17 protein-coding genes are annotated in these 24,004 nt (G+C 60.5%); 3 read left to right on the top strand and 14 right to left on the bottom strand.

Going from position 1 to position 24,004, the window contains the following annotated elements; all coding sequences use genetic code 11:
* Positions 1-6: 6 nt before the first annotated feature.
* From ACQ4OB_RS24790 to ACQ4OB_RS24835, 10 genes are all read right to left on the bottom strand, one after another.
* Entirely contained in the window at positions 7-603 is a 597-nt protein-coding gene (locus ACQ4OB_RS24790; protein ID WP_430956642.1) for a glutathione S-transferase, read from the bottom strand.
* Positions 600-4,241 (bottom strand): AAA family ATPase, encoded by a 3,642-nt coding sequence (locus tag ACQ4OB_RS24795; protein ID WP_430956643.1) that lies wholly within the window; start codon positions 4,239-4,241, stop codon positions 600-602. Before ACQ4OB_RS24795 ends, ACQ4OB_RS24790 begins: the two co-directional genes overlap by 4 nt.
* The gene (locus tag ACQ4OB_RS24800; protein WP_430956644.1) at positions 4,238-5,482 is read right to left on the bottom strand and encodes an exonuclease SbcCD subunit D C-terminal domain-containing protein; all 1,245 of its coding nucleotides are present in this window, start codon (positions 5,480-5,482) and stop codon (positions 4,238-4,240) included. The genes ACQ4OB_RS24795 and ACQ4OB_RS24800 overlap by 4 nt, the downstream gene beginning before the upstream one ends.
* 161 nt (positions 5,483-5,643) lie before the next feature.
* Positions 5,644-7,284 carry a BatD family protein gene (locus ACQ4OB_RS24805; RefSeq protein WP_074876864.1) on the bottom strand — a complete coding sequence of 547 codons (1,641 nt, stop codon included), beginning with the start codon at positions 7,282-7,284 and terminating at the stop codon, positions 5,644-5,646.
* Positions 7,281-9,020 carry a tetratricopeptide repeat protein gene (locus tag ACQ4OB_RS24810; RefSeq protein ID WP_430956645.1) on the bottom strand — a complete coding sequence of 580 codons (1,740 nt, stop codon included), beginning with the start codon at positions 9,018-9,020 and terminating at the stop codon, positions 7,281-7,283. The genes ACQ4OB_RS24805 and ACQ4OB_RS24810 overlap by 4 nt, the downstream gene beginning before the upstream one ends.
* Complete coding sequence (locus ACQ4OB_RS24815; RefSeq protein ID WP_102614362.1) at positions 9,017-10,093, bottom strand: vWA domain-containing protein; 1,077 nt, start codon at positions 10,091-10,093, stop codon at positions 9,017-9,019. The genes ACQ4OB_RS24810 and ACQ4OB_RS24815 overlap by 4 nt, the downstream gene beginning before the upstream one ends.
* Positions 10,086-10,580: a DUF4381 domain-containing protein gene (locus ACQ4OB_RS24820; RefSeq protein WP_074876858.1), complete on the bottom strand. Its 495-nt coding sequence runs from the start codon at positions 10,578-10,580 to the stop codon at positions 10,086-10,088. Before ACQ4OB_RS24820 ends, ACQ4OB_RS24815 begins: the two co-directional genes overlap by 8 nt.
* On the bottom strand, positions 10,577-11,521 hold the full coding sequence (locus ACQ4OB_RS24825; RefSeq protein WP_074876855.1) for a DUF58 domain-containing protein: 945 nt from the start codon (positions 11,519-11,521) through the stop codon (positions 10,577-10,579). The genes ACQ4OB_RS24820 and ACQ4OB_RS24825 overlap by 4 nt, the downstream gene beginning before the upstream one ends.
* Before the next feature lie 5 nt (positions 11,522-11,526).
* On the bottom strand, positions 11,527-12,486 hold the full coding sequence (locus tag ACQ4OB_RS24830) for an AAA family ATPase (protein ID WP_008150800.1): 960 nt from the start codon (positions 12,484-12,486) through the stop codon (positions 11,527-11,529).
* A 451-nt stretch (positions 12,487-12,937) separates the two neighbouring features.
* Positions 12,938-13,291, bottom strand: coding sequence for a hypothetical protein (locus ACQ4OB_RS24835; protein WP_074876853.1), 354 nt, complete (start codon positions 13,289-13,291; stop codon positions 12,938-12,940).
* 503 nt (positions 13,292-13,794) lie between these two features.
* Here ACQ4OB_RS24835 and ACQ4OB_RS24840 point away from each other — a divergent pair.
* Positions 13,795-18,702 (top strand): NAD-glutamate dehydrogenase, encoded by a 4,908-nt coding sequence (locus ACQ4OB_RS24840; protein ID WP_102614360.1) that lies wholly within the window; start codon positions 13,795-13,797, stop codon positions 18,700-18,702.
* 170 nt (positions 18,703-18,872) lie between these two features.
* Here the strand turns inward: ACQ4OB_RS24840 and ACQ4OB_RS24845 are convergent, their stop codons facing one another.
* The 4 genes from ACQ4OB_RS24845 to ACQ4OB_RS24860 all read right to left on the bottom strand — a co-directional run bounded on the left by ACQ4OB_RS24845 (position 18,873) and on the right by ACQ4OB_RS24860 (position 22,267).
* Positions 18,873-19,583, bottom strand: a complete 711-nt coding sequence (locus ACQ4OB_RS24845; RefSeq protein ID WP_430956646.1) for an ATPase — start codon at positions 19,581-19,583, stop codon at positions 18,873-18,875.
* Between the two features lie 227 nt (positions 19,584-19,810).
* On the bottom strand, positions 19,811-20,227 hold the full coding sequence (locus tag ACQ4OB_RS24850; RefSeq protein ID WP_430956647.1) for a cupin domain-containing protein: 417 nt from the start codon (positions 20,225-20,227) through the stop codon (positions 19,811-19,813).
* A 189-nt stretch (positions 20,228-20,416) separates the two neighbouring features.
* Complete coding sequence (locus ACQ4OB_RS24855) at positions 20,417-20,710, bottom strand: putative quinol monooxygenase (protein WP_008150809.1); 294 nt, start codon at positions 20,708-20,710, stop codon at positions 20,417-20,419.
* 123 nt (positions 20,711-20,833) lie between these two features.
* Positions 20,834-22,267, bottom strand: coding sequence for a PLP-dependent aminotransferase family protein (locus ACQ4OB_RS24860; protein WP_074876845.1), 1,434 nt, complete (start codon positions 22,265-22,267; stop codon positions 20,834-20,836).
* 207 nt (positions 22,268-22,474) lie between these two features.
* Here ACQ4OB_RS24860 and ACQ4OB_RS24865 point away from each other — a divergent pair, with 207 nt between their 5' ends.
* On the top strand, positions 22,475-22,915 hold the full coding sequence (locus ACQ4OB_RS24865; RefSeq protein WP_102614358.1) for a carboxymuconolactone decarboxylase family protein: 441 nt from the start codon (positions 22,475-22,477) through the stop codon (positions 22,913-22,915).
* An 87-nt stretch (positions 22,916-23,002) separates the two neighbouring features.
* On the top strand, positions 23,003-23,980 hold the full coding sequence (locus tag ACQ4OB_RS24870; protein ID WP_430956648.1) for a LysR substrate-binding domain-containing protein: 978 nt from the start codon (positions 23,003-23,005) through the stop codon (positions 23,978-23,980).
* Positions 23,981-24,004: the final 24 nt, after the last annotated feature.

A 24,004-nucleotide genomic window follows, 5' to 3' on the forward strand; every position in this document is an offset into this window, starting at 1 on the left:
GGACCGCTACTTTGCCATTACGCCGATGAACAGCTCCGACTCCAGAAACCGCTGCAACCAGGCCTGCAAACGGTGATAGGGCGATTGCCCGAACCACTCGCGATCCACATGGGCGAATTGCCGCACGAACGGCATCAGTGCCACATCCGCCAGGCTCGGATGCTCGGCCAGCAAGTAGTCGCGTCCCTCCAGCAACTCATCGAGCCTGCGCAAAAACACCTCGCCCTCAGCTCGATAAACCGTCATTGGCTGCTCGGGGTATCGCTCGGCGTACTTGTAGCGATTCAGGTGAACCTTGAACACCTGGTCGTTTTCTTCAATCAGCTCGGTGATCAGTTGCTGGCCGACAGGATCATCCTTGAGCAACCAATCCTGCGGATCGTTCTGCGCCAGGGCCCAGTTCATGATCGCCAGGCTTTCATCGATCACCTGACCGTCGACGCTCAACACCGGCACCGTGCCTTTGCTCGACAGTGCGAGCATTTCGGCAGGTTTGGCCTTCAGGCTGACCTCGACAATGTTCACCGCAACCCCGGCGTAGCGCAGGGCCATGCGCGCCCGCATCGCGTAGGGGCAGCGGCGGAAGGAATACAGCGTATTCATTTCACCTCCAGCGTACTCAGGCCGTTGCCCTGACGGCGCACCTGAATCTGTACCGGAATCCGTTCGTGCATTTCCTGCACATGTGAAATTACCGCGACTTTTCGTCCCTGCGCCTGCAAGCCGTCGAGAGCATCCATGGCCAGTTGCAAGGATTCCGGATCGAGGCTGCCGAAGCCTTCGTCGATGAACAACGATTCGATTTTCAGCGTGCTCGATGCCATTGATGCCAAGCCCAAAGCCAGGGCCAGCGACACCAGGAACGTCTCACCGCCGGACAACGAATGCACCGAACGCAGTTCATCCCCCATCTCGGTGTCCATCACCAACAACCCGAGCATGCTGCCGCCACGTTTGAGGCGATAGCGCCGCACCAGTTGCCGCAACTGAACGTTGGCGTGATGCACCAGCAGGTCGAGGTTGTAGGCCTGGGCGATCTTGCGGAAGGTGTCGCCCGTGGCCGAACCGATCAGTGCATTCAAACGTGCCCAGCGCTGGTATTCGGTGTAGGCGTCGGCGATCTGCTGCGCGAGGGCCTGATTGGCGTTTTGCCGGCGCTGGTCCTCGGCCTGTTCGGCACGCAGTTCGGCGCAACGGTGTTCGCTGGCAGTGAACAGGTTTTGCAGCTCGACAAGCGCTGTCGCCAGTTGTTCGGCGTCGAGATTGCCGTTGTGTTGTGCCTGGTGATTGAGCAGACGTTGATCGCGTTCCTGCAACAGGACTTTGGTCTGTTCGATGGCTTTTTCGCTTTGCTGCAATTGCTGGCGCAGTTCGCTGACCTGCTGGTCGTCGACACTCAGCAGAGCTTCCAGGCCACCGTCATCCAGTTCCGGATGCAAAGCGCGCCAGTCGGCGATCTTGCCGCTCAGCTCGCGATCTTCAGCTTCCAGTGCCTGCGCGCGTTCCTGCTGGGCCTTGAGTTCGGCGCCCAACTGCACCAGCCGCGTACGCACGGCTTGCAGTTCCTGATTGGCGGTCGCCTCGGCATTGCGCGCCTGTTCGACGGCTTGATCCAGTTGCTGCTGCCACTGCTCGGCGCTGTTGTGTTCGCCGAGCAATTGCCTGAGTTTTTGTTGGCAGGCCTGTTGCTGGTCGGCGAGGGCGGTGAACTGCTGGCGGGCCGTTTCCAACTGCTGGAGGCGAGTGAGTTGGCGGTCCTGTTCTTTCTCCAGCGTCTGCTGCCGTTGTTGCTGTTCGCCCAGTTCATCGCGTTGCTGATCGAGTTGCTCCAGGCGCTGGCTGATCTGCCGGTCCAACTGCATGAAGGTCGCGGCCGGCTCGTTGCGCAGCGCTTGCAGCGTATCGGCCGGGAGCAGGGGGCTGAACGCCGTCAATTCCTCGTCCAGACGCTGGCGATCACTGCTCAACTCACGTTGCTGGTTGGCCAGGTGTTGGGCTGCTTGTTGGCTCGCCGCTTCAGCGCTACGCAGTTGCTGTTGAAGGCGCGCGGCGTCTTGCTGCAGGGTGAGCAAGGCGGTTTGCCGTTGTTCGTCCTGAGTGATGCTTTGGTTCAGCTGATTGTTTTGCTGCATCAGCCAGGCATCGCGTTTAGCCGCATCCTGCGTGAGCAGCTGCGCAGCTAACGGATGTGCTTCAAGGCTCGGCGCCAGGCTCTGTTGCTGGGTCGCGAGGTGTTCTTGTTGCTGCAGCAACTCCTTTTGCTGGGCAATCACGCCGCCCACTTCAGCGCGCAGGTCAGTGAGCTGTTCTTTCAGCAGGTCGACGGCTTTCTGGGCGTTGGCCTGTTCGCTTTCATCATGCCGGCCAAGGCTTTGCAGCAGTGCTTCGGGCTGATGATAAGGATGGTCGGGGCTGCCACAGACTGGGCATGGCTGATCGTCCTGCAACTGCTCGCGCAGTTCTTCGACGCTAGCGCTGCGGGCCAGGCGCTGGCGTTCCAGCAGTTCGCGGGTGACGGTCAGGGTCTGTTCGGCGACGAGCAATTCGCTCTTGGCTTTCACACCCTCCTGGGTCAGGCGTTCTCGTTCTTGCTGAGCGATCATCTGACGCTGCTGGAGCTCGGACGCGCGTTTGTCCAGTTCCTGCTGACTGGCCCACAGGCGCGTCAGTTCCTCTAAGGCCCGCTGCTGCTTGCGGTTGTCCTGCAACAGACTCCCGAGAATCCGGATCTGCTCGGCCACCGCTTCCGGTTCGGCGCCGGCCTCCTTGTACAGCACTTCAAGGTTCTGGCGCTGAGTGGACAGGTCCTCGGCAGCGCGAGCGGCGCTCTGTTCCAGGGCGACCAGTTCGGCCTGGCCCTTGTTCAGGCGATTGCCGATCAGCATCAGCTGTTGCAGGCGATCACGGTAGGCGTTCCAGGCATCGCTCAAGGGCGCCAGAGGGGTGCTTTGCTCAAGCTCCCCGGCAATCCGCTGCAAACGTTCGGCGACCTGTTTCTGTTGGTCGAGCAAGCCTTGGATCGTGTTTTGGCCCTGAGTGCAGGCCAGTTCCGCGTGCTGCTTGAGGTCGGCACTGCGGCTGGCATCCTTGACCAGACGGGCGAGGGTGCTTTGCTCTTCGAAGGCCTGACGCAGCAGCGGAGCGCTTGAGGTGTGTTGGCTTTGCGCCTCGACCAGCGCGGTCTGCGCAGTGCTGAGGCTGTGTTCGAGTTGCGTCTGGCGCTCGTTCAGCTCGATTTGCTGTTGGGTGTGCTGCTGAATCTGCGCGGCCAGCGGTGTGAGCTGGGCGGTGAGCTCAGTCTTGCGGGCGAACTGGTGCCGTTGCGGGGCCAGTTGTTCCAGGCGAGTCAGCTTCAAGCGTTCGCCGGACAGGCCCTCCCAGTGCTGCCGGGCCGCTTGCAGTTGTTCGGTGGCGCTCTGTTGTTCGTCCTGTAACTGACGCAAGTCCTTGAGCCAGGTGTGTTGCAGTTCCAATTGCTTGAGTTGCGCTTGCTGGGTCTTGAGTTGTTGCTGAGCCTCGTTGAAGCGTTCATCGAGTTCCGCCCGGGCCTCCGGCGACAACGGCGTCACGCCGGTGGCCTGGTCCTGCAACAGTTTGTGGGTGTCGCGAGCCTCTTTGGTTTTGTCGAACGCCCGGCGACCGAGGCGCGTATACAACGCGGTGTCGGTGAGTTTCTCCAGCAGTTCGCTACGTTCGTTGTCGTTAGCCTTGAGGAACGCACTGAATTCGCTTTGAGCCAACAGCACCGCACGGGTGAATTGCTCAAAGTTCAGGCCCAGTACAGATTCGAGCTGGGTTTTGAATTCAACTTTCTGACTGGCCAGCAGTTGATCCAGATCGATGTCGCGCAAGCTCTGGCGGCTGGCTTGCAACTTGCCGCCAGCCTTCTCGCGGGCGCGATTTGCTTCCCAGCGAGCGCGGTAGCGACGGCCATCGATGCCAACGAAATCGACTTCGGCATACCCTTCACCTGTGCCACGACGCAGCAACGTGCGCGGGTCGCCGGTGCTGATCTCGCCGTCGGCGTCTGGAGCTTTGGCAGACACCTGGGCATTGCTGAGCCGAGGTACAGCACCGAACAGCGCCAGGCACAAAGCGTCGAGCAAGGTGCTTTTACCGGCGCCGGTCGGCCCGGTTATCGCGAACAGACCGGCGCTGGCCAGCGGCTCAGCGGTAAAGTCGATTTCAAAAGGCCCGGCCAGTGAGGCGAGGTTTTTCAGGCGGATCGCGAGGATCTTCATGGTTGTTCGCTCTCCATCTGCACGTCTTGCAATAGCTCGGCGAAGTCCTTGAGGGTTTGCTCGTCGACCTCGCTGCCGTAGTTGTCCTGCCAGGCGCGGCTGAACAACTCCTGAGGTGAGAGCTGGTCAAGCTCGATCAAGGTCGCGCCGTCATCCACGCCATCGCGGCTGCCGTTGCCGGCGTATTCAGCGGCGATCCGCACCAGGCGCACGGCTTTGCCTTGCAGGGCGGTTTCCACTTGATATCGCAAGTCCGGTTGCGGTTCATCGAGGCGCACCCGAACTTCCAGCCATGGCTGGCGCTGGATATCGGCCAGCAGATCGATGTTGGGCAGGTCGGCCAGTTGCAGGAGGATTTCCGCCAATGGCGCGGGACCGATGCGTTGCAGATTCACCGCCCGGGGGATCAGTTTGGGTTCGACGCTGACCAGGGTTTCGCCTTTCAGTGTGATGTCGAGAATCTGGTGCTGATAGCCAATCTCGGAGAACGACAACGGAATCGGCGAGCCGCTGTAGCGGATGCGCTCTTCACCATTGACCTTCTGCGGCTTGTGCAAGTGACCGAGGGCGACGTAACTGATGCTTGGCCCGAACAGGCTGGCGGGCAGTGCTTCGGCGTTGCCGATGATCAGGCTGCGCTCGGAGTCTTCCGACACCGAACCGCCGGCCATGTGCGCGTGGCTGATGGCGATCAGCGCTTGTCCCTGTTTGCGCTTGGCATTGGCCGCTTCGATCAGCCATTCGTGAACCTGACCGATACCGCGCAGGTAGTTGTCACCCAAATGCGCGCCAGTCACCTCGGCGGGGCGCAGGAACGGCAGCGCCAGGCACCAGGCGACGGTTTTGCCTTTGGCATCCGGCAATGGCAGCAGCAGGCGCTCAGCGTCGAGTTGACCGTCATCCAGCCACAGCACACGACCCAGCGCATGCGTACGCAAACGCCGCATTAACGGCGCGGGCAGTTCGATCCGCGAACCGGAATCATGGTTGCCGGCGATCATCACGATGGTCAGCTTCGGCTGTTGTTCATGTGCGCTGACGATGAAGTCGTAGAGGCGTTCCTGGGCTTTGACCGGCGGGTTGACCGTGTCGAAGATATCGCCGGCAATCAGCAGCACGTCAGGCTGGTCCAGCTTCAGCTGGCGCAGCAGCCACTCGAGAAAGCAGGCGTGTTCGAAATCGCGTTCCTGGCCGTGCAGGTTTTGCCCAAGGTGCCAGTCGGAGGTGTGAAACAGACGCAAGGTGAACTCCGTAGGAAATAAGGTGATGGCCGCGAGGAAAATGATGGCGGCTAAAGGGGAGGGAGTTTACTGGCAAACACGTTGCAGGTGGTCAACACCACAACCCTGTAGCAGCTGGCGAAGCCTGCGTTCGGCTGCTACAGGGAATGCGGTGGCAGTGGTTATTTGGGGTAGAGCGGCGGGAGGCCACTGTCGCCCACCGGGTCCTGAACCCGCTCGGCAATTGGAATCGCCTTGATCGCCCGCCACAGGTCTTCACCTTGCCAATGCTGGCCGGTTTCGCTGTAGAGCGCGCCGTTCAAGCCATCGAGGGCGTCGGACAACGGCACAAAGCGCGCCGCCATATCGGCCAGGGTTTCCGGTTGTTGTCGGGCCCAGGCGTCGAGGGCCTGGCGGGTGGCGTGGGAATCGTTGGCCTGACAGGCGCGCTTGAGATCGTCGAGCACGGTGCGCGGGCTCGGGCCAGTCTGCGCCGCGCGCAGGATCGCCGGTTGCCAACGGGCGCGCCACCAGAGGCCGAAGCCCAGCAGAGTGGTGCAGGCCAGGATCAAGGTGCTGAGTTTCCACCACCAGAGGGCTTCGTTGTCGGCCGCGGAAAAGACTTGAGGCATGCCGGTAGGGGTGTCGACCATCAGGCTCGGATTGTTCGCCACCGGTAGGGTTTGAGCCGGCAGGCTGCTGTGATCGAGGTGGTCCTCGAAGGTGTTCCACCAGACGACTTCGACCGCTGGCAACTCGATTGCGCCAGCACGCGTTGGCACCAGGGCTTCGCGGTCTTCGCGGCTGCCGATCAGGCCGCGCTCGCTATTCTGATTGCCCAGCACCGGTTGATCCGGGTAGCGGCGCAAGCCGTTGACGTCGGTGGCAGGCAGCGGCGGCAACTGCGAACTGTCCAGGCCTTCAGCCTTTACGGTCAGGCTGCGGGTCAACGAATCACCCACCTGCGCATGCCCCGGTTCCGGGTTCCAGCTTTCGCTCAGGCTGAGGCTACGGGCCGGCAGCCACGGCACGTCGGCCGGGTAGGAGGCGGGTTTGGCCTTGACCGTCAGCAGGATCTCGGCGGAGCTGACACGCATCAGTTTGCCGGATTTCGGTGCCTGCGCGACGGCGTCCTTGGCAGGCTGTGCGTCCACCAGTGCGGCATTGAATACCTGCGGTGGAATGACCAACTCACCGCTGTGTTGCGGGTAGATCGCGTAGCGCTTCTCGATAACGCCGTGACGCAGGCCATTGATGTCTTTTTCGTAGGTGCGCGCCTCGCCCAGTTGCTCGATGCGCACATCGGGGATTTGCAAAGGGGGCAGGCTGCTGTCGTCGTACAGCGACACCGAATGGTAGATACGCAGGGTCAGGATCGCCTGGGCTTGTACGTACACGCTGTTTTGATCGAGGCTGGCGTCGATGAACACCGGAGCCTGTTTGGTCGGGCTGTCCTGGGTTTCGGTTTCGACCACTTGCACGCTAATCGACTGGCTCTGTACGTCCCCCAGTTGCAGTGACGGAATCACCACGCTGCCGTTCTGCCGAGGTAGCAGGGTAATGATCCAGCGAGTGGTCGCACGGTTATCGCCGTTCAGGGTGGTCAGCTGGTTGACCTGACGGCTGCCGCGCACTTCGAACAACGCCTCCAGCGGTGTCAGATCAGGCTTGCCGAACTGCGTGACATCGTTGGTTTCCAGGGTCAGTTCAACCGTTTCGCCGCTGTTCAGGCGACTGCGATCCACACTGGCGACCAGCCCCGCAGCCTGGGCCTGAACAGTGCAGAGCAGCAATGCGAACGAGAAAGTGGTGAAGCGGGTCATCGAGTTTTTTCCTGATCCTGATGTTGTTGCTGTTCGTACCAGAATTTGCGCCTGAGCAATTCACCCGGGTCATCCGGGATCTTGCGCAGCCATTGTTCCAGCGCCTGGCGCTGTTCGCCCTCGATGCTATCGTTGGCCGGGCGCATTGGTGGTCGGGTGCTGTCTTCATTCCCCAGCTCGCTGCCCGGGACTTCGTTGGTGCCGGTTTTCGGCGGCGTTTTGCTCTGTGGGTCTGAGTCCGCCGTGGTTTGTTGGCCGTCGGTTTTCGGTTCGCCCTCATCCAACGCTTGCGTGGCCGCGCCCGGCGGCGGTTCTTGCGTGGGGGGCTCGGTCTGGTTGTCAGTGTTTTTGTCCGGATCAACGGGCGGTGAAGTGTTTTTCTGCTTGAGCAGGCTTTCCACCAACGCTTTGTTGGTCAGGGCCGGACGCAAATCCGGTTGACGCTCCAGCGCTTGATCGTAGGCATCCAGCGCGGCTTCCAGCTCACCGCTTTTGGCCAGGGCGTTGCCACGATTGTAGTGGGCGTGGGCGTCGCTGCCTTCGGCGAACCGCTGGGCGGCACCGCTATAGTCGCCAGCTTCGTAGAGCGCGACACCTTGCCATTGTCGATCTTCGAAATGCTGCGCAGCCTCGGCCGGGCGCTTCTGCTTGAGCAAGATCAGACCTTGTTGGTCTGCTCGCAGCCACAAATCTTTGAAGTCGAAGGCATAACTCGGTTGTGGCAGGAAAAACAGCAGGGGCAGGCAGAACAGCCAGCCGCGACGACCGGCGCACGCCGCCAGCAGCAGCAACGGCAACAATAGCCAGTAACCCTGATCGGCCCATGTATCGAGGCGCAAGGTCTGGCCGTCGTTGCGCAGCATGCGTGGCCCCTCGAGCAAGCCGAGGGCGCGCAGGTCGGCATCGTCCAGGCGTGCGTGGGTATAGCGTCCGTCCAGGTCGTTGGCAAAGGCTTTCAGGCTTGACTCATCCAGATGCGGCACCAGAATCGCGCCCTGATCGTCTTTCAGAAAACTGCCGTCCTCCTGGGTAATCGGCGCGCCTTCGGCAGTGCCGATGCCAATCATCAGAAATTGTGTCGACTTGCCGTCCAGCGCCTGCTGGATCCCCTGGCGTTCCAGTTCGGTCAAGGTTGAGCCGATCAGCAGGATCCGCCCCTCGCCGAGGGCACCCTGTTCCAGCAGGGCAAGAGCCTTGGTCACCGCCAGATCGGCGCGATGTCCCACTTGGGGCATCAGCGAAGGCTTGAGGGCATCCAATAGATTGCGGCTGGTCGACAGGTCATCCGACAGTGGCACCAGCGTGTGAGCGCTGCCGGAGTAGACGATGATCGCGGTCTGGGCATCGCTGCGGTTTTCCAGAAGATCGAACAGCTTGCGTCGGGACTGCTCCAGCCGGTTGGGGGAGACGTCGGTGGCGAGCATTTCCGGGGTTAGCTCCAGGACCACGACCAGCGGATCGGCGGGTTTCTGGCTGGCTTGCTCGACACGTTCCCAGCTGGGTCCGATTAGCGCCAGAACGGTCAGCACCCAGGCACATCCCAGGATGACCCACGGCAATTTGCTGTCGCGACCGTTGCCGCCACTGAGCAACGCGGCATGGAAGGCCGGCGGCAGAATCATCTGCCAGCGCCCGGCGCGTTTCTGCCGATGCCAGAGTTGCCAGAGCAACCAGCCGAGCAATGGCAATAACAGCAACCACCAGGGGCGGAACAAGTACGGCCAGAGCGCGCTCATCGGCGCCTCCGCAGGCGCAGGCGCTTGAGCCGCTGGCGCCAGTCAGGCAGTTGAGTTTGCAAAAGATCCTTGGTGAACAGTCGCCGCAACGGGTTATCAGGCCAGCGCTCGCGAACCACCAGCAGCATGCTCAATAGCAACCCCATTGCCAAAGGCCAGTGGTACAACGCCTGAGCCGGGCGGGCCTGAGTCGGTTGCTGGGTTACCGGTTCCAGTTTGTCGAGGGTGTCCTTGATCGCTTGCAGCTCCTTGTCATCATGGGCGCGAAAATACCGGCCACCGGTGGCTTCGGCGATCGCCATCAAGGAGGGTTCGTCGAGGTCGAGGCTCGGGTTGACGCCCAGAAAACCCAACGTGCCGCTTTGCTCCGGATCGGCGCCGATACCGATCGTGTAGATTTTCACGCCTTCGCTGGCTGCCAGGCGCGCAGCCGTGAGCGGGTCGATTTGGCCACCGTTGTTGGCGCCGTCAGTGACCAGAATCAGTACGCGACTTTGTGCCGGGCGTTGGCGCAGGCGTTTGAGGGCCAGGCCGATGGCATCACCGATGGCGGTGTTCTTGCCGGCGATGCCGATCCGCGCCTCGTCGAGCCACACGCGCACCGTGTGCCGGTCGAACGTCAGCGGTGCTTGCAGATAGGCCTGGCTGCCGAACAGGATCAGGCCGACGCGATCGCCGTCGCGACTTTCAAGGAAGTCACCGAGCAAGTGCTGTACCAGTGTGAGACGACTGACTTCTTCGTCCTGCCATTGCATGTCGGGGAAATCCATCGAGCCGGACACGTCGACCGCTACCAGCAGATCGCGACCGCTGGCGGCGATGGGCAGCGGTTCGCCAAGCCATTGCGGTCGCGCCGCGGCGATCAGTAGCAACAGCCACAGCAGAATGAACGGTGCCTGTTGGCGCCAGGCCGGCAGGTTGGCTCGGGCGCGGCGGCGGACCAGGCCTTCGAGGTCGCCGAGGAAACTGACTTTGAGCGCCGGCTCGCCACTGTCGGCGACAGGCAGCACGATGCGCATCAGCCACGGCAGCGGCAACAGGGCAAAGATCCACGGCCAGGCGAACTCAAACATGTTTACGAATCCAGGTGTCGACCGCTTGAGTCAGGCCGGCAATGGCCTTGTCGTCGAGCTTGCATTCAGGTTTGTAGGCGCCTTCGACCAGCACCATCCAGCGGGTCAGGCCGGCGGCCGGGCAGCGATTGTCGAGGAATGCCAGCCATTTGCGCCCATTGAGGGTGTGGCTCTGGCTGTAGGGGTAATGGTTGCGGCACAGGCGTTTGAGCAAACCGTTGAGTTGCTGCAACCAGGCACCGGCCGGGGCACCGTCGTAGGGTTTGGGCATCCGCGCCAGTTCTGCCAGCGCGGCGAGGCGTACCGGGTCCAGTGGTTGTTCGGCGCGCACGATCGGGCGTTTGTTCAGAAAGAAACGCCTTGCCTTCCACAGACCGAAACCGACGAGCGGCAGTAACAGCAGCAACAACCACCAGCCTGGTGCCGGTGGCCAGAATTCGATGGGAGGCGGGGAGATCAGCGGTTGCAGTTGATCGAGGCTGCTCATCGGCCTTTCCCCGGTTTCTGCGGGTTCAGGTACTCGCGCAGTTGTTCGACCATCTCGCTCTGGGTGCTCAAGGGCATCAGCAATACTCGCAGCTTCTGCGCCAGCAATTCCCAGCGAGCGAGGCGCGCTTCGGCCTGGGCGCGATAGGTCTGGCGCAGCTCGAAATTCAGGGTGTCGAGTTCCAGTTGCGCACCGCGTTCGGCGAAACGTAAAAGTCCGGCGGCGGGCAGGGCGTGATCGAGAGGGTCGGATACCGGCAGCAGTAACAGGTCACAATGCCGCGACAACAGGCTCAGCTGTTGTTCGGCGCCCTCGGTCAGGGTGCGTTCGTCGCAGATGATGATCACCAGGCTGCCGGGACGCAGGACTTCCCGGGCGCGACGCAGGGCAATGTTGAAGGCGTCCCGGTCCGGCTCGTTTTCCGTGTGCAGCGACTGATTGACCCGCACCAGACGATTGAGCAATTGCAGCAGGCTCTGTTTGCTGCGTCGTGGCTTGATTTCATAGTGCTCGTTGTTGCCGAACACCAGTCCGCCGACCCGATCGTTATGACCCAGTGCGGCCCAGCCGATCAGGCTCGCGGCCTGGGCGGCGAGCACCGATTTGAACATCAGTCCCGAGCCGAAAAACAGCCGGCGACTTTGCTCGACCATGATGAAAATCGGCCGCTCGCGCTCTTCATGGAACAGCTTGGTGTGGGGTTCCTGGGTGCGGGCGGTGACGCGCCAGTCGATGCTGCGCACGTCATCGCCGGCCTGATAGACCCGCACCTGATCGAAATCCACCCCGCGCCCGCGCAGTTTCGAATGGTGCAAGCCAATCAGCGGGCTGCGCTGGCTCGGTGTGGAAAACAGTTGCACTTCACGCACGCGATGGCGCATCTCGATCAGCTCGGCGAGGCTGACACGGATGCCCGGTTCGGGCGGCAGGATGGCTTTCATCGGGGTCAAGCGACGGCTACGACGTCGAGAATCCGCTGGACCACCCGGTCCTGGTCGATGCCCGCGGCTTCGGCTTCAAAGGAAAGAATGATGCGGTGGCGCAGTACGTCGAACAGCACCGCTTGAATGTCTTCGGGGCTGACGAAGTCGCGCCCGGCCAGCCAGGCGTGGGCCCGGGCGCAACGGTCAAGGGCAATCGAACCGCGCGGGCTGGCGCCATAGGCGATCCATTCGGCCATCTCCGGGTCGAACTTGGCGGGGGTGCGGGTGGCCATGACCAGTTGCACCAGGTATTCCTCCACAGCGTCGGCCATGTACAAACCGAGGATTTCCTTGCGCGCGGCAAAAATCGCCTGCTGGCTGACCCGGCGCTCGGGCTTGGTTTCGCCGTTCAGCGCTTCACCACGGGCCTGTTGCAGGATCCGACGTTCGACGGCGGCGTCCGGGAAGCCGATTTTCACGTGCATCAGGAAGCGGTCGAGCTGCGCTTCGGGCAATGGATAGGTGCCTTCCTGCTCGATCGGGTTTTGTGTGGCCATTACCAGAAACAGCGGCGACAGCTCGTACGTGCTGCGCCCGACGCTGACCTGGCGCTCGCCCATGGCTTCGAGCAGGGCCGATTGAACCTTGGCCGGGGCGCGGTTGATTTCGTCCGCCAGCACCAGGTTGTGGAAGATCGGGCCTTGCTGGAACACGAAGCTGCCGGTTTCCGGGCGATAGATTTCCGTACCGGTGATATCGGCGGGCAGCAGGTCGGGGGTGAACTGGATGCGATGGAACTGTGCTTCGATGCCTTCGGCAAGTTCTTTGATGGCCTTGGTCTTGGCCAGGCCCGGAGCGCCCTCGACCAGCATGTGGCCGTCGGCGAGCAAGGCGATGAGCAAGCGCTCGATGAGTTTTTCCTGGCCGAGAATCTGCGTTGAAAGAAAGGTTCGCAGCGCTAGCAGCGCTTCACGATGTTCCATCGATGACTGTTCCTGGAAAGGTGACCGAAGACGTTCGAATAACGCCAGGGCTGGGGGCGTTACTTTAATCTATCGCGGGGGGCGGCGACTAACGGCATTTTGTGCAAAGTGCGGGAATTGATTGGCGAAATTGTTTGAATTTTGTAGGACCCAGAGGCTGGTGGTGTTCTTTCGGGCCTCATCGCGAGCAGGCTCGCTCCCACATTGGAATTGTGCTGGACGCAAATTTTGCATCCGCGGGAGCCCCCCTGTGGGAGTGAGCCTGCTCGCGATGAGGCCGGTTCAGGCACTACAGAACTGGTTTATACAGGTGCCAGTGCCCCTTGGGATGTTCTGCAATGTCTCCCACATTGGAATTGTGCTGAGTGCAAATTTTGCATCCGCAGGAGATCCCCTGTGGGAGTGAGCCTGCTCGCGATGAGGCAGGTTCAGGCGCCCGAGATTCTGAAGCTCAGAGCTGGCTTATATAGGTGCCAGTGCCCTTGAGAATGTTCTGCAATGTCTCTTCCACTTCAGCCAGATCGCTCGCATCAGTGCTGTGAATGATTTCCAGCGAATCATCACCATTGAGCGCATCGGCGTCAGCGGCGGCGATTTCGATCAGCAGGCGGGTAGGGCTGAGGGTGACTTTTACGCCGTCCAGCGTTGAAGGCTCGTCGCCGAGGCTGATGTCCAGCGCATCCTCGTCCGGGTAGCGGGTCATCAGGAACATATCGCCCTGATCGCTGTGGCAGCAGAGCATGGCCATGTTGTCTTCTTCGTCGTCGCACGGGTTGACGATCAAGAGGGCGGTGGTCATTTGCATGGGGAATTCCTGGCTCGACGAGCGTTGTGAAGACGAACAAAGGGCGATTCTGCCAGCCCTCGGGAATTTCTGCTCGCCTGAGTGTCTGAGGATGTGTCATGAGCATCCAGGGTGTCGCTGGTCATTTCTGGTACGGATGTGCCGCAAAGCCGGGCTTGAATCCCCCATTTTGCCGTGCGGCTGCTAGTGTTGTTCGATGCACAAGGCGCAAGCTGCGTACCGATGACCGAATATGTCGCAGCGCTGCAAGCACGGGCCTTGCCGCACTGGTTAAGCTGCGCAACGGATGAGCACCTGTAAAGGCATTGCGCTGTACCTTGCCCAGTCGTTTTTGCAGATGCCCATTCTTGGAAGGTGAATGTGACCTGAGTGTCTCGTCCAGCTTCACCCACCTGTCATCCTGTTTCCTCTGCCCGAGAATCAGGAACAGGGTGACGGATTGCCCCGAAAGGGGTTTGCACGCGACGCTTCCATCAATAACAAGCCCAAGCGGAGTACCACAGATGGCGTTCTTCACCGCAGCCAGCAAAGCCGACTTCCAGCACCAACTGCAAGCGGCACTGGCCCAGCACATCAGTGAACAGGCACTGCCACAAGTGGCGCTGTTCGCGGAACAATTTTTCGGCATCATTTCCCTGGACGAGCTGACCCAGCGTCGGTTGTCCGACCTCGCCGGCTGCACCCTTTCTGCGTGGCGCCTGCTTGAGCGCTTCGATCACGCGCAACCGCAAGTGCGCGTCTACAACCCCGATTACGAACGCCACGGCTGGCAGTCGACCCACACCGCGGTCGAAGTGCTGCACCACGACTTGCCATTTCTGGTGGACTCGGTACGCACCGAGCTGAACCGTCGCGGCTACAGCATCCACACCCTGCAAACCACTGTGCTGAGCGTGCGTCGCGGCAGCAAGGGCGAGCTGCTGGAGATCCTGCCGAAAGGCACCCAGGGCGACGACGTGCTGCAAGAGTCGTTGATGTACCTGGAAATCGACCGTTGCGCCAACTCGGCGGAACTGAATGTCCTGAGCAAGGAACTGGAACAGGTTCTCGGTGAAGTCCGCGTTGCGGTCGCCGATTTCGAACCGATGAAAGCCAAGGTCCAGGAAATCCTCACCGGCCTGGACAACAGCCAGTTCGCTGTCGATGCTGAAGAAAAAGCCGAAATCAAAAGCTTCCTGGAATGGCTGGTGGGCAACCACTTCACCTTCCTGGGCTATGAAGAGTTCGTGGTTCGCGATGAGGCCGACGGCGGCCACATCGTCTACGATCAGGACTCCTTCCTCGGCCTGACCAAATTGCTGCGCACCGGCCTGACCTACGATGACCTGCGCATCGAAGACTACGCCGTGAACTACCTGCGCGAACCGACCCTGTTGTCGTTCGCCAAGGCTGCACACCCAAGCCGTGTACACCGTCCGGCTTACCCGGATTACGTGTCGATCCGTGAAATCGACGCCGACGGCAACGTCATCAAGGAATGCCGTTTCATGGGCCTGTACACCTCCTCGGTGTATGGCGAGAGCGTGCGGGTCATCCCGTACATCCGCCGCAAGGTCGAGGAAATCGAACGTCGTTCCGGCTTCCAGGCCAAGGCTCATCTGGGCAAGGAACTGGCGCAGGTGGTTGAAGTGCTGCCGCGCGATGACCTGTTCCAGACCCCGGTCGACGAACTGTTCACCACCGTGATGTCGATCGTGCAGATCCAGGAGCGCAACAAGATTCGCGTGTTCCTGCGCAAAGACCCGTACGGTCGTTTCTGCTACTGCCTGGCCTACGTGCCCCGCGACATCTACTCCACCGAAGTGCGCCAGAAGATCCAGCAAGTGCTGATGGATCGCCTGAAAGCCTCGGACTGCGAGTTCTGGACTTTCTTCTCCGAGTCCGTGCTGGCCCGCGTGCAACTGATTCTGCGTGTCGATCCGAAAAACCGTCTGGACATCGACCCGGTTCTGCTGGAAAAAGAAGTCGTGCAAGCCTGCCGCAGCTGGCAGGACGACTACGCAAGCCTGGTGGTCGAAAGCTTCGGCGAAGCCCACGGCACCAACGTGCTGGCCGACTTCCCGAAAGGCTTTCCGGCCGGTTACCGCGAGCGTTTCGCCGCGCATTCGGCTGTGGTCGACATGCAGCACCTGTTGAGCCTGAAAGAATCCAATCCGCTGGTGATGAGCTTCTATCAGCCATTGGGTCAGGTTTCCGGTCAGCGCGAGCTGCACTGCAAGCTGTATCACGCCGATACTCCGTTGGCGTTGTCCGACGTGTTGCCGATTCTGGAAAACCTCGGCCTGCGCGTGCTGGGTGAGTTCCCGTATCGCCTGCGTCACAACAATGGCCGCGAGTTCTGGATTCACGACTTCGCGTTCACTGCCGCTGAAGGCCTGGAACTCGACATCCAGCAACTCAACGACACCTTGCAGGACGCGTTCGTCCACATCGTGCGTGGCGATGCCGAGAACGATGCGTTCAACCGCCTGGTGCTGACCGCCGGCCTGCCATGGCGCGACGTCGCGCTGCTGCGTGCCTACGCCCGTTACATGAAGCAGATTCGCCTGGGCTTCGACCTGGGTTACATCGCCAGCACCCTGAACAACCACACCGACATCGCTCGCGAATTGACCCGGTTGTTCAAAACCCGTTTCTACCTGGCGCGCAAGCTGACCGGCGACGATCTGGAAGACAAGCAGCAACGCCTGGAGCACGCGATTCTCAGCGCACTGGACGACGTTCAGGTACTGAACGAAGACCGCATCCTGCGTCGCTACCTGGACCTGATCAAGGCCACCCTGCGGACCAACTTCTACCAGACCGACGCCCACGGTCAGAACAAGTCCTACTTCAGCTTCAAGTTCAACCCGCACCAGATTCCAGAGCTGCCGAAGCCAGTACCGAAGTTCGAAATCTTCGTTTACTCGCCACGCGTCGAAGGCGTGCACCTGCGCTTCGGCAACGTTGCTCGCGGTGGTCTGCGCTGGTCTGATCGTGAAGAAGACTACCGCACCGAAGTCCTGGGCCTGGTAAAAGCCCAGCAAGTGAAGAACTCGGTCATCGTGCCGGTGGGCGCCAAGGGCGGCTTCCTGCCGCGTCGCCTGCCACTGGGTGGCGGTCGAGACGAGATCGCGGCCGAGGGCATCGCCTGCTACCGCATCTTCATCTCGGGCCTGTTGGACATCACCGACAACCTGAAAGACGGCGCGCTGGTACCGCCGGCCAACGTCGTGCGTCATGACGACGATGACCCGTACCTGGTGGTGGCAGCGGACAAGGGCACTGCAACCTTCTCCGACATCGCCAACGGTATCGCCATCGACTACGGCTTCTGGCTCGGCGATGCGTTCGCATCGGGCGGCTCGGCCGGTTACGACCACAAGAAGATGGGCATCACCGCCAAGGGCGCGTGGGTTGGCGTTCAACGTCACTTCCGCGAACGCGGCATCAATGTCCAGGAAGACAACATCACGGTAGTTGGCGTCGGCGACATGGCCGGTGACGTGTTCGGTAACGGCTTGTTGATGTCCGACAAGCTGCAACTGGTCGCAGCGTTCAACCACCTGCACATCTTCATTGACCCGAACCCGGAGCCGGCGAACAGCTTCGCCGAGCGTCAGCGCCTGTTCGACCTGCCGCGTTCGGCCTGGTCGGATTACGACACCAGCATCATGTCCGAAGGCGGCGGGATCTTCTCCCGTAGCGCGAAAAGCATCGCGATTTCCCCGCAGATGAAAGAGCGCTTCGACATTCAGGCTGACAAGCTGACCCCGACCGAACTGCTGAACGCCTTGCTCAAGGCACCGGTGGATCTGTTGTGGAACGGCGGTATCGGTACGTACGTCAAAGCCAGCAGCGAAAGCCACGCCGATGTCGGCGACAAGGCCAACGATGCACTGCGCGTGAACGGCAACGAACTGCGCTGCAAAGTCGTGGGCGAGGGCGGTAACCTCGGTATGACCCAGCTGGGTCGTGTCGAATTCGGCCTCAATGGCGGCGGTTCCAACACCGACTTCATCGACAACGCCGGTGGTGTGGACTGCTCCGACCACGAAGTGAACATCAAGATCCTGCTGAACGAAGTGGTTCATGCCGGTGACATGACCGACAAGCAACGTAACCAGTTGCTGGCGAGCATGACCGACGAAGTCGGCAACCTGGTGCTGGGCAACAACTACAAGCAGACTCAGGCATTGTCCCTGGCGGCACGCCGCGCCTTCGTGCGGATTGCCGAATACAAGCGCCTGATGAACGATCTGGAAGGCCGCGGCAAGCTGGATCGCGCCATCGAGTTCCTGCCGTCCGAAGAAGCGATCAACGAGCGTCTCGCGGAAGGCCATGGCCTGACCCGTGCAGAGCTGTCGGTGCTGATCTCCTACAGCAAGATCGACCTCAAGGAAGCGCTGCTCAATTCCCTGGTGCCGGACGACGATTACCTGACGCGCGACATGGAAACCGCTTTCCCGCCGACCCTGGTGAGCAAGTTCTCCGACGCCATGCGCCGTCACCGTCTGAAGCGTGAAATCGTCAGCACCCAGATCGCCAACGATCTGGTCAACCACATGGGCATCACCTTCGTTCAACGACTCAAAGAGTCGACCGGCATGAGCCCGGCGAACGTGGCCGGTGCTTACGTGATCGTGCGTGACATCTTCCACCTCCCACACTGGTTCCGTCAGATCGAAGCCCTGGACTACCAGGTTTCTGCCGACGTGCAACTGGAGCTGATGGATGAGCTGATGCGTCTGGGCCGTCGCGCTACGCGCTGGTTCCTGCGCAGCCGTCGCAACGAGCAGAATGCTGCCCGTGACGTCGCGCACTTCGGTCCACATCTGGCAGCGCTGGGCCTCAAGCTCGACGAATTGCTGGAAGGCCCGACCCGCGAAGGCTGGCAGACCCGTTATCAGGCGTACGTTGCGGCTGGCGTTCCTGAGTTGCTGGCGCGCATGGTTGCAGGCACCACTCACCTGTACACCTTGCTGCCGATCATCGAAGCGTCCGACGTGACCGGTCAGAACCCCGCCGACGTGGCGAAGGCTTACTTCGCCGTGGGCAGCGCGCTGGACATCACCTGGTATCTGCAACAGATCAGCGCTCTGCCGGTTGAAAACAACTGGCAGGCCCTGGCTCGTGAAGCGTTCCGCGACGATGTCGACTGGCAACAACGTGCGATCACCATCTCTGTCCTGCAACAGGGCGACGGCACCCAGGACGTGGAAACCCGTCTGGAGCTGTGGATGGAAGAGCACGAAGGCATGATCGAACGCTGGCGCGCCATGCTGGTAGAAATCCGTGCCGCCAGCGGCACTGATTACGCCATGTATGCGGTGGCCAACCGTGAGTTGCTGGATCTGGCGTTGAGCGGTCAAGCGGTAGTGCCAGTCACTGCCACTAGCATTGCCAGCGCTGAGTTGGAGCCGGCTGCCTGATCAGGCGCTGAATGAAGAAGCCCCGCATTGAGAGATGCGGGGTTTTTTTTGCCTGATATTTTTGTGGCGTTTGGTCGGGCCTCATCGCGAGCAGGCTCACTCCCACATTAGTTTGCATCGTACACAGAACTAATGTGGGAGTGAGCCTGCTCGAGATGGGGTCATGTGCCTCAATACAACTTCTGATCTGTTGTGTTATCGATCATCGACACTTTATCTGTCGGCCTGGTCAATAAATTACTGAGCGACCGGTCAAACTTCTGCAGCGCCCGAACTTGCACATTCTGTTGTTCGTTTATATCGGCAACGATCTCTTCGCTGCGCTTATAGTCCGCCCATATCGGACTCAGTTCTTTAGCGTCATGACCTTGCGCAGTGCCGATGTAGTTGAAGTTGGAATCGTAGAACGACGCGCTGACATTCGCGCTGATATCCGAACTGCGCGAGGTCATCAATTGACTGCGCGTATCGACGATGGCGACCACGTCCGGTTTAGCGGCCCTTAGACTTTGCATGTCCGGGTACACCGTCACCGAGCCAAACTGACGTTGCAAGGATGCTTTGACCCAGTCCACCGCCAGGTCCGGTTTGGAGGTGGCGACGTAAGCGTCGTGAATCGACTGCACCAACAGGCTCTGGCCGAAACCGGTGCCGGCGTTGGCCTGGTAATCCTGAAGGTAGGCGCGGTTGGTTTGAGTGTTGCGGCTGTACACGATGCCCAGGGACACGTTGCTGCCATTGGTGATATGCGTGGCGCTGCTGCGGCCCACCGGCTCGGTGAAAATGCCGTCGAGCGAAGAAACAGCCTTCGGTGCAGTGGGAATAGAACAACCCGTTAAAAGAACCGTCATCGACAAGGTACTGACAAGTGCAAGTTTCATGGTGTTTCTCCCGTGAAACAACTTGAGTCGGAAAGTTAATAGGTCGGACACAGTTGGGGAGATTCCAGACTAAACCTATCGTCACTGAATGAGTTGGCCAATCACCGTACTTGTGAGGCGACTACTAGTTTTGTTTGGTTTAAAAGCCCCCGGTTAATTACGCCGGGAAATAAAAAGGCCCGAATGCTTAATTCGAGCCTGTTTATTTATGGCTGACGTAACAGCTATCAGTTTTCCAAAGGGATCAATATTTTTTCTTCTGGCGCTAACACCATAAACACCAACAGTTTGGCGGGTTTGCTGGTACTGGCATTTTTCGAGACCAAATGCTCCGAGCCGGCCGGTTCGTACCAGTATTCACCGGCCTTGTACGTGATCGCCTTTTCGCCTTTGACCTGGGAAATGATTTCTCCCGAAAGGACGTAAGCCATGGCCGTGCCCTCGTGCTTGTGGGCGATGGATGATTGGCCGGGTTTGTAATCGACTTCGATCATCAGCGCTTTTTTACCCGGTGCGTTTTTCAACATCTGGTCCTGCAACACGGTGACCTTTTCTGAAGGCGCGGCTTCGTGGGCGAATGCTGAGTTGCAAAAGGTCAGGGCCAGGGCGGCGAGGGGCGCAGCACAGTAGCGGAAGGCGTTCATGGGTTATCACCTGCTGTGGTTAGTGGCAGGGACCACAGTAAGTCTCAGCCGGAGCCAATCAAACAGCCAATTTTCCTGAAGGCGAGGGGGCCAATCATGGGCGTTGAAACAACAAGATCGCCGCCTCCAGCCACTTCTGCAGAGGTACCCATAGCCCTGCAGGAGTAGCCGAAGGCGGCGATCTAATTTCTAAACGATAGGAAAGCTGTTGAAATCGACGCTGTTGGCCAGGCGGCTGTCGATCAGGCCGATAAAGCCTTGGACTTCAGGGCAGTTGAAGTGCATTTGCATGGCCGCTTCCGATTGCCAGCGGGCGCTGACCGTCCAGCGGTTGTCGTCCTCGGGGCAGCGGTCGACCATATAGGAATCACAGCCCGGTAGTTCGCGCAGGGTGTCGACAATCTTTTGCAGTTGCTTGCCCAGTTCGTCCGAGCGGCCGGCGGCGGCCTGCACCTTAACGGTATTGATCACTTCGTTGGACATTGCTCACACTCCTGAATCAGGCCGGACGAATCCTGCTCATTGAGGGATAACGTTTATGCAGGATAGGCCTGCATCCCCGGACCACCAATAGCCAATCGCGGGATAAAAACGCAGACCAATCCGTCAGGCAACCTGCTGCAAAATGTCCCGCAGGCGGTCCAGGGCGATGTCGATGTCGAGGGTTTCGATGGCGCCAAAACCGAGGAAAAGCCCGGACTGCGGCGCTTGTTGATAGAAAAAACTGTCGATGGGATACACCCCGACTTCGACCTTTTTCGCCAGGTCGATCACCAACGGAATATCGATAGACACTTTGCACATAACCACCATGTGGAACCCGGCAGTAGTCGGCACCGCCTCGAGCCACGGCGACAGATCGCCGGCCATGCGTTCGAGAATCCGCTCACGACGCCCGGCATAGATCGTATGGCAGCGCCGGATGTGCTTGAGCAGACAGCCTTCGGCGATGAACTTGGCCAGCGCCCATTGGGGCAGGGTGGAGGTGTGCAGGTCGGTGAGCTGCTTGGCGCGAATGACCGCGTCGAGAATCGCCGGTGGCAGGACCGCATAACCCAGGCGCAACTCCGGTAGCAGGGTTTTCGAAAAGGTCCCGACGTAGGCGACGATGCCGCGTTCGTCCATGCTTTGCAGCGAGTCGGTGGGCCGGCCTTCGTAGCGGAACTCGCTGTCGTAATCGTCCTCGATGATGATCGCACCCAACTCATGGGCTCGTTCCAGCAGCGCCACCCGGCGCGCCTGGCTCATCGGCATGCCGAGGGGGAACTGGTGCGACGGCGTGACGTAGATCAGGCGGGTGCCGAGGGGGATCTTGTCCACCTGAATGCCTTCCGCGTCCACCGGAACGCCGATCACCGTGGCACCGTGGGTCCCGAACAACAGGCGAGCGGGCGGATAACCGGGGTCTTCCATGGCGACGATGCTGCCGGGACGCGTGAGCACCCGGGAAATCAGGTCCAGCGCCTGTTGCGCGCCATTGCACACCACCACGTCTTCGTCCTGACAATTGACCCCGCGAGAAAACGCGATGTGCCGGGCAATCGCATTGCGCAGCGCCGGCAGGCCTTCGGGCAGGCTGTAGAAGCCCTTGGACGCGGCGATCTGGCGCAAGGCGTGAGCGGTGCAGCGCCGCCAGTCATCCTGGGGAAACTGGCCCTTGCTGGTGGCGCCACCGATGAAGTCATAGCGCAACGAGCCTTCCAGCGTCGGATGGCGCAGGAACACCGGCAGGTTGCGCCAGGACTCGATGACCTCGGCACTGGCCAGCTCCGAATGGCTCTGTTTGCGGGTGATTTTGGCCGGTCTGGCGTTGACGTAAGTGCCTTTGCCGATGACCCCAGTGAGGAAGTTTTCGTAGGTCAGTTGCGTGTAGGTATCGGAAATGGTCTTGCGCGAAATGCCCAGTTGTTCTGCCAGCAAACGGCTGGGCGGCAGCTGCGTCCCGGCTGCCAGACGACCGGATTCGATGGCGCTGCGCAGTTGGTTGTACAACTGGCCTGCCAGGTCCTTGCGGCCGTTTATGACAACGTGAAGTTCCATACCGGCGAGGCTCCTGGGGCGATTGAGGCGCGTGTGCGTCGGGCCAGATTACCCGCATGAACGCCTGCGCAAAAGTTGCGTGGGCGAAAAACCTCCGATTGGTCTGGTGCCTGAGTGGTCCATGGGTATTTCGCAGAATTGGATCTGTAACGCCTGTGTATCAACGCCTACCTTGAGGGGCACACATTCGATCCGCGAGGTCACTTCATGAACGTCCGCCTGGATTACTACAGCGCATCGCCCAAGGCGATGAAAGCGATGATTGCCATGGAAGCCTTGACCAGCAACCTCAGCATCGAGCCGCCTTTGCTGCACTTGATCAAGATTCGTGCCTCGCAGCTCAATGGCTGCGCCTTCTGCACCGACATGCATTCGGTGGATGCCCGGCGACTCGGCGAGACTGACCGTCGCTTGTATTCGATCGTGGTCTGGCGCGATAGCGGCTTCTTCAATGCGCGAGAGCGCGCGGCGCTGGCCTGGACCGAAGCCGTCACCTTGCTCGCTGAAAGCCATGTGCCGGACGACGTCTACGCGCAGGCTCGGGAGCAATTCAGCGAAAGCGAAATGGTCGACCTGACCATCGCCGTCACCACCATCAACAGCTGGAATCGCCTGGCGGTGAGCTTTCGACAAACCCCTGGAGGCTGAATCGATTTTCCACCCCGAGTGTCACGTCAGGTTCATAAACCCTGCGCAGGATGAGGCTTTCAAGGACAGATCGACATGGAGTCAGCGATGCCATTCATGGAAACCACAAATCAACAAGTTGCCCAGTACCGCTCGCCCATAGAAAAAAGCTCATCCTGGCGCGCACAGGTGGCAGGGATCGATCCGGTACTGGCGCAGTCTTTTCGGGTCAGTGCCCGCTGCGGCTGTTTCATGCAGGCGGCTCGCAGTCTCAATATCAAGGCCACCCAACTGCGCAAACACTTGGCGCAACTTGAAACGCAACTGCAGTGTTCGCTGTTCAGCCACTCAGAGAATGGCGTTGCCCTGAGTCGGGACGGATTGCAGCTGCAATCGCAGTTGATTGCCTTGGCCCACGAACGCGACTTGCCGGTGATCGAACAGCCGTTGGTACGCCTGGCCGTCGCCGAGTCGATCCTGCATGACATTCTCGGTCGCGATCTGGTTGCCTTATTGCGCCGCAACGCCAGCGTGCGTCTGGACATCATCACTCTGGACAGCGAACTGTCCCTGCAAGCGGTCAGCGCCGATGTGGTGCTGTGGCTGGCCGGCACCGAATCACCGCTGCCCGGACCCAGTTTTGCCGTCAGCGAGCCCCGGCGTCTGGCGCGGCTCGACTACCTGCCCCATATCGCCAAACGGTATTCACGGGTCGCATCGCGGCCAGACAGCCTCGACGACCTGGCGGACTTCCTGCTGGTGCAATGGCAGCATAACCGTCAGGTCGACAGTTTCCGACCGTGGAATAACCTCGTGGACCAGCGCCTGGCCGGGGTAGTGCAGTTGCATTCCTATGAGCTGATGCTGGAGATGATCCGTTGCAGCGCCTGCATTGGCCTGCTGCCCGGATACATCAGCCGCTTCGACCGCGGGCTTGTTGAACTGCCGGGGCTGTTCAGTCAACCGATGCTGCGTCAGGTGTGGATGGCGGTCAATGCCGAGTCCGAGGGGGCCGCGCAGGTGCAGATGATCGTTGAGCTGATCCAGAACACTTTCACTGAGCGTCGAGAGTGGTTTGAAGGTTGACCACTGTCCAAAATGTGGGAGCGA

This window comes from Pseudomonas sp. ES4 (genome assembly GCF_050586665.1).
Lineage (GTDB): Bacteria > Pseudomonadota > Gammaproteobacteria > Pseudomonadales > Pseudomonadaceae > Aquipseudomonas > Aquipseudomonas frederiksbergensis.

Coding starts and splice junctions, on each gene's coding strand:
- ACQ4OB_RS24790 (WP_430956642.1), bottom strand. CDS start 603: ATGAATACGCTGTATTCCTTCCGCCGCTGCCCCTACGCGATGCGGGCG.
- ACQ4OB_RS24795 (WP_430956643.1), bottom strand. CDS start 4,241: ATGAAGATCCTCGCGATCCGCCTGAAAAACCTCGCCTCACTGGCCGGG.
- ACQ4OB_RS24805 (WP_074876864.1), bottom strand. CDS start 7,284: ATGACCCGCTTCACCACTTTCTCGTTCGCATTGCTGCTCTGCACTGTT.
- ACQ4OB_RS24810 (WP_430956645.1), bottom strand. CDS start 9,020: ATGAGCGCGCTCTGGCCGTACTTGTTCCGCCCCTGGTGGTTGCTGTTA.
- ACQ4OB_RS24815 (WP_102614362.1), bottom strand. CDS start 10,093: ATGTTTGAGTTCGCCTGGCCGTGGATCTTTGCCCTGTTGCCGCTGCCG.
- ACQ4OB_RS24820 (WP_074876858.1), bottom strand. CDS start 10,580: ATGAGCAGCCTCGATCAACTGCAACCGCTGATCTCCCCGCCTCCCATC.
- ACQ4OB_RS24825 (WP_074876855.1), bottom strand. CDS start 11,521: ATGAAAGCCATCCTGCCGCCCGAACCGGGCATCCGTGTCAGCCTCGCC.
- ACQ4OB_RS24830 (WP_008150800.1), bottom strand. CDS start 12,486: ATGGAACATCGTGAAGCGCTGCTAGCGCTGCGAACCTTTCTTTCAACG.
- ACQ4OB_RS24835 (WP_074876853.1), bottom strand. CDS start 13,291: ATGCAAATGACCACCGCCCTCTTGATCGTCAACCCGTGCGACGACGAA.
- ACQ4OB_RS24840 (WP_102614360.1), top strand. CDS start 13,795: ATGGCGTTCTTCACCGCAGCCAGCAAAGCCGACTTCCAGCACCAACTG.
- ACQ4OB_RS24845 (WP_430956646.1), bottom strand. CDS start 19,583: ATGAAACTTGCACTTGTCAGTACCTTGTCGATGACGGTTCTTTTAACG.
- ACQ4OB_RS24850 (WP_430956647.1), bottom strand. CDS start 20,227: ATGAACGCCTTCCGCTACTGTGCTGCGCCCCTCGCCGCCCTGGCCCTG.
- ACQ4OB_RS24855 (WP_008150809.1), bottom strand. CDS start 20,710: ATGTCCAACGAAGTGATCAATACCGTTAAGGTGCAGGCCGCCGCCGGC.
- ACQ4OB_RS24860 (WP_074876845.1), bottom strand. CDS start 22,267: ATGGAACTTCACGTTGTCATAAACGGCCGCAAGGACCTGGCAGGCCAG.
- ACQ4OB_RS24865 (WP_102614358.1), top strand. CDS start 22,475: ATGAACGTCCGCCTGGATTACTACAGCGCATCGCCCAAGGCGATGAAA.
- ACQ4OB_RS24870 (WP_430956648.1), top strand. CDS start 23,003: ATGCCATTCATGGAAACCACAAATCAACAAGTTGCCCAGTACCGCTCG.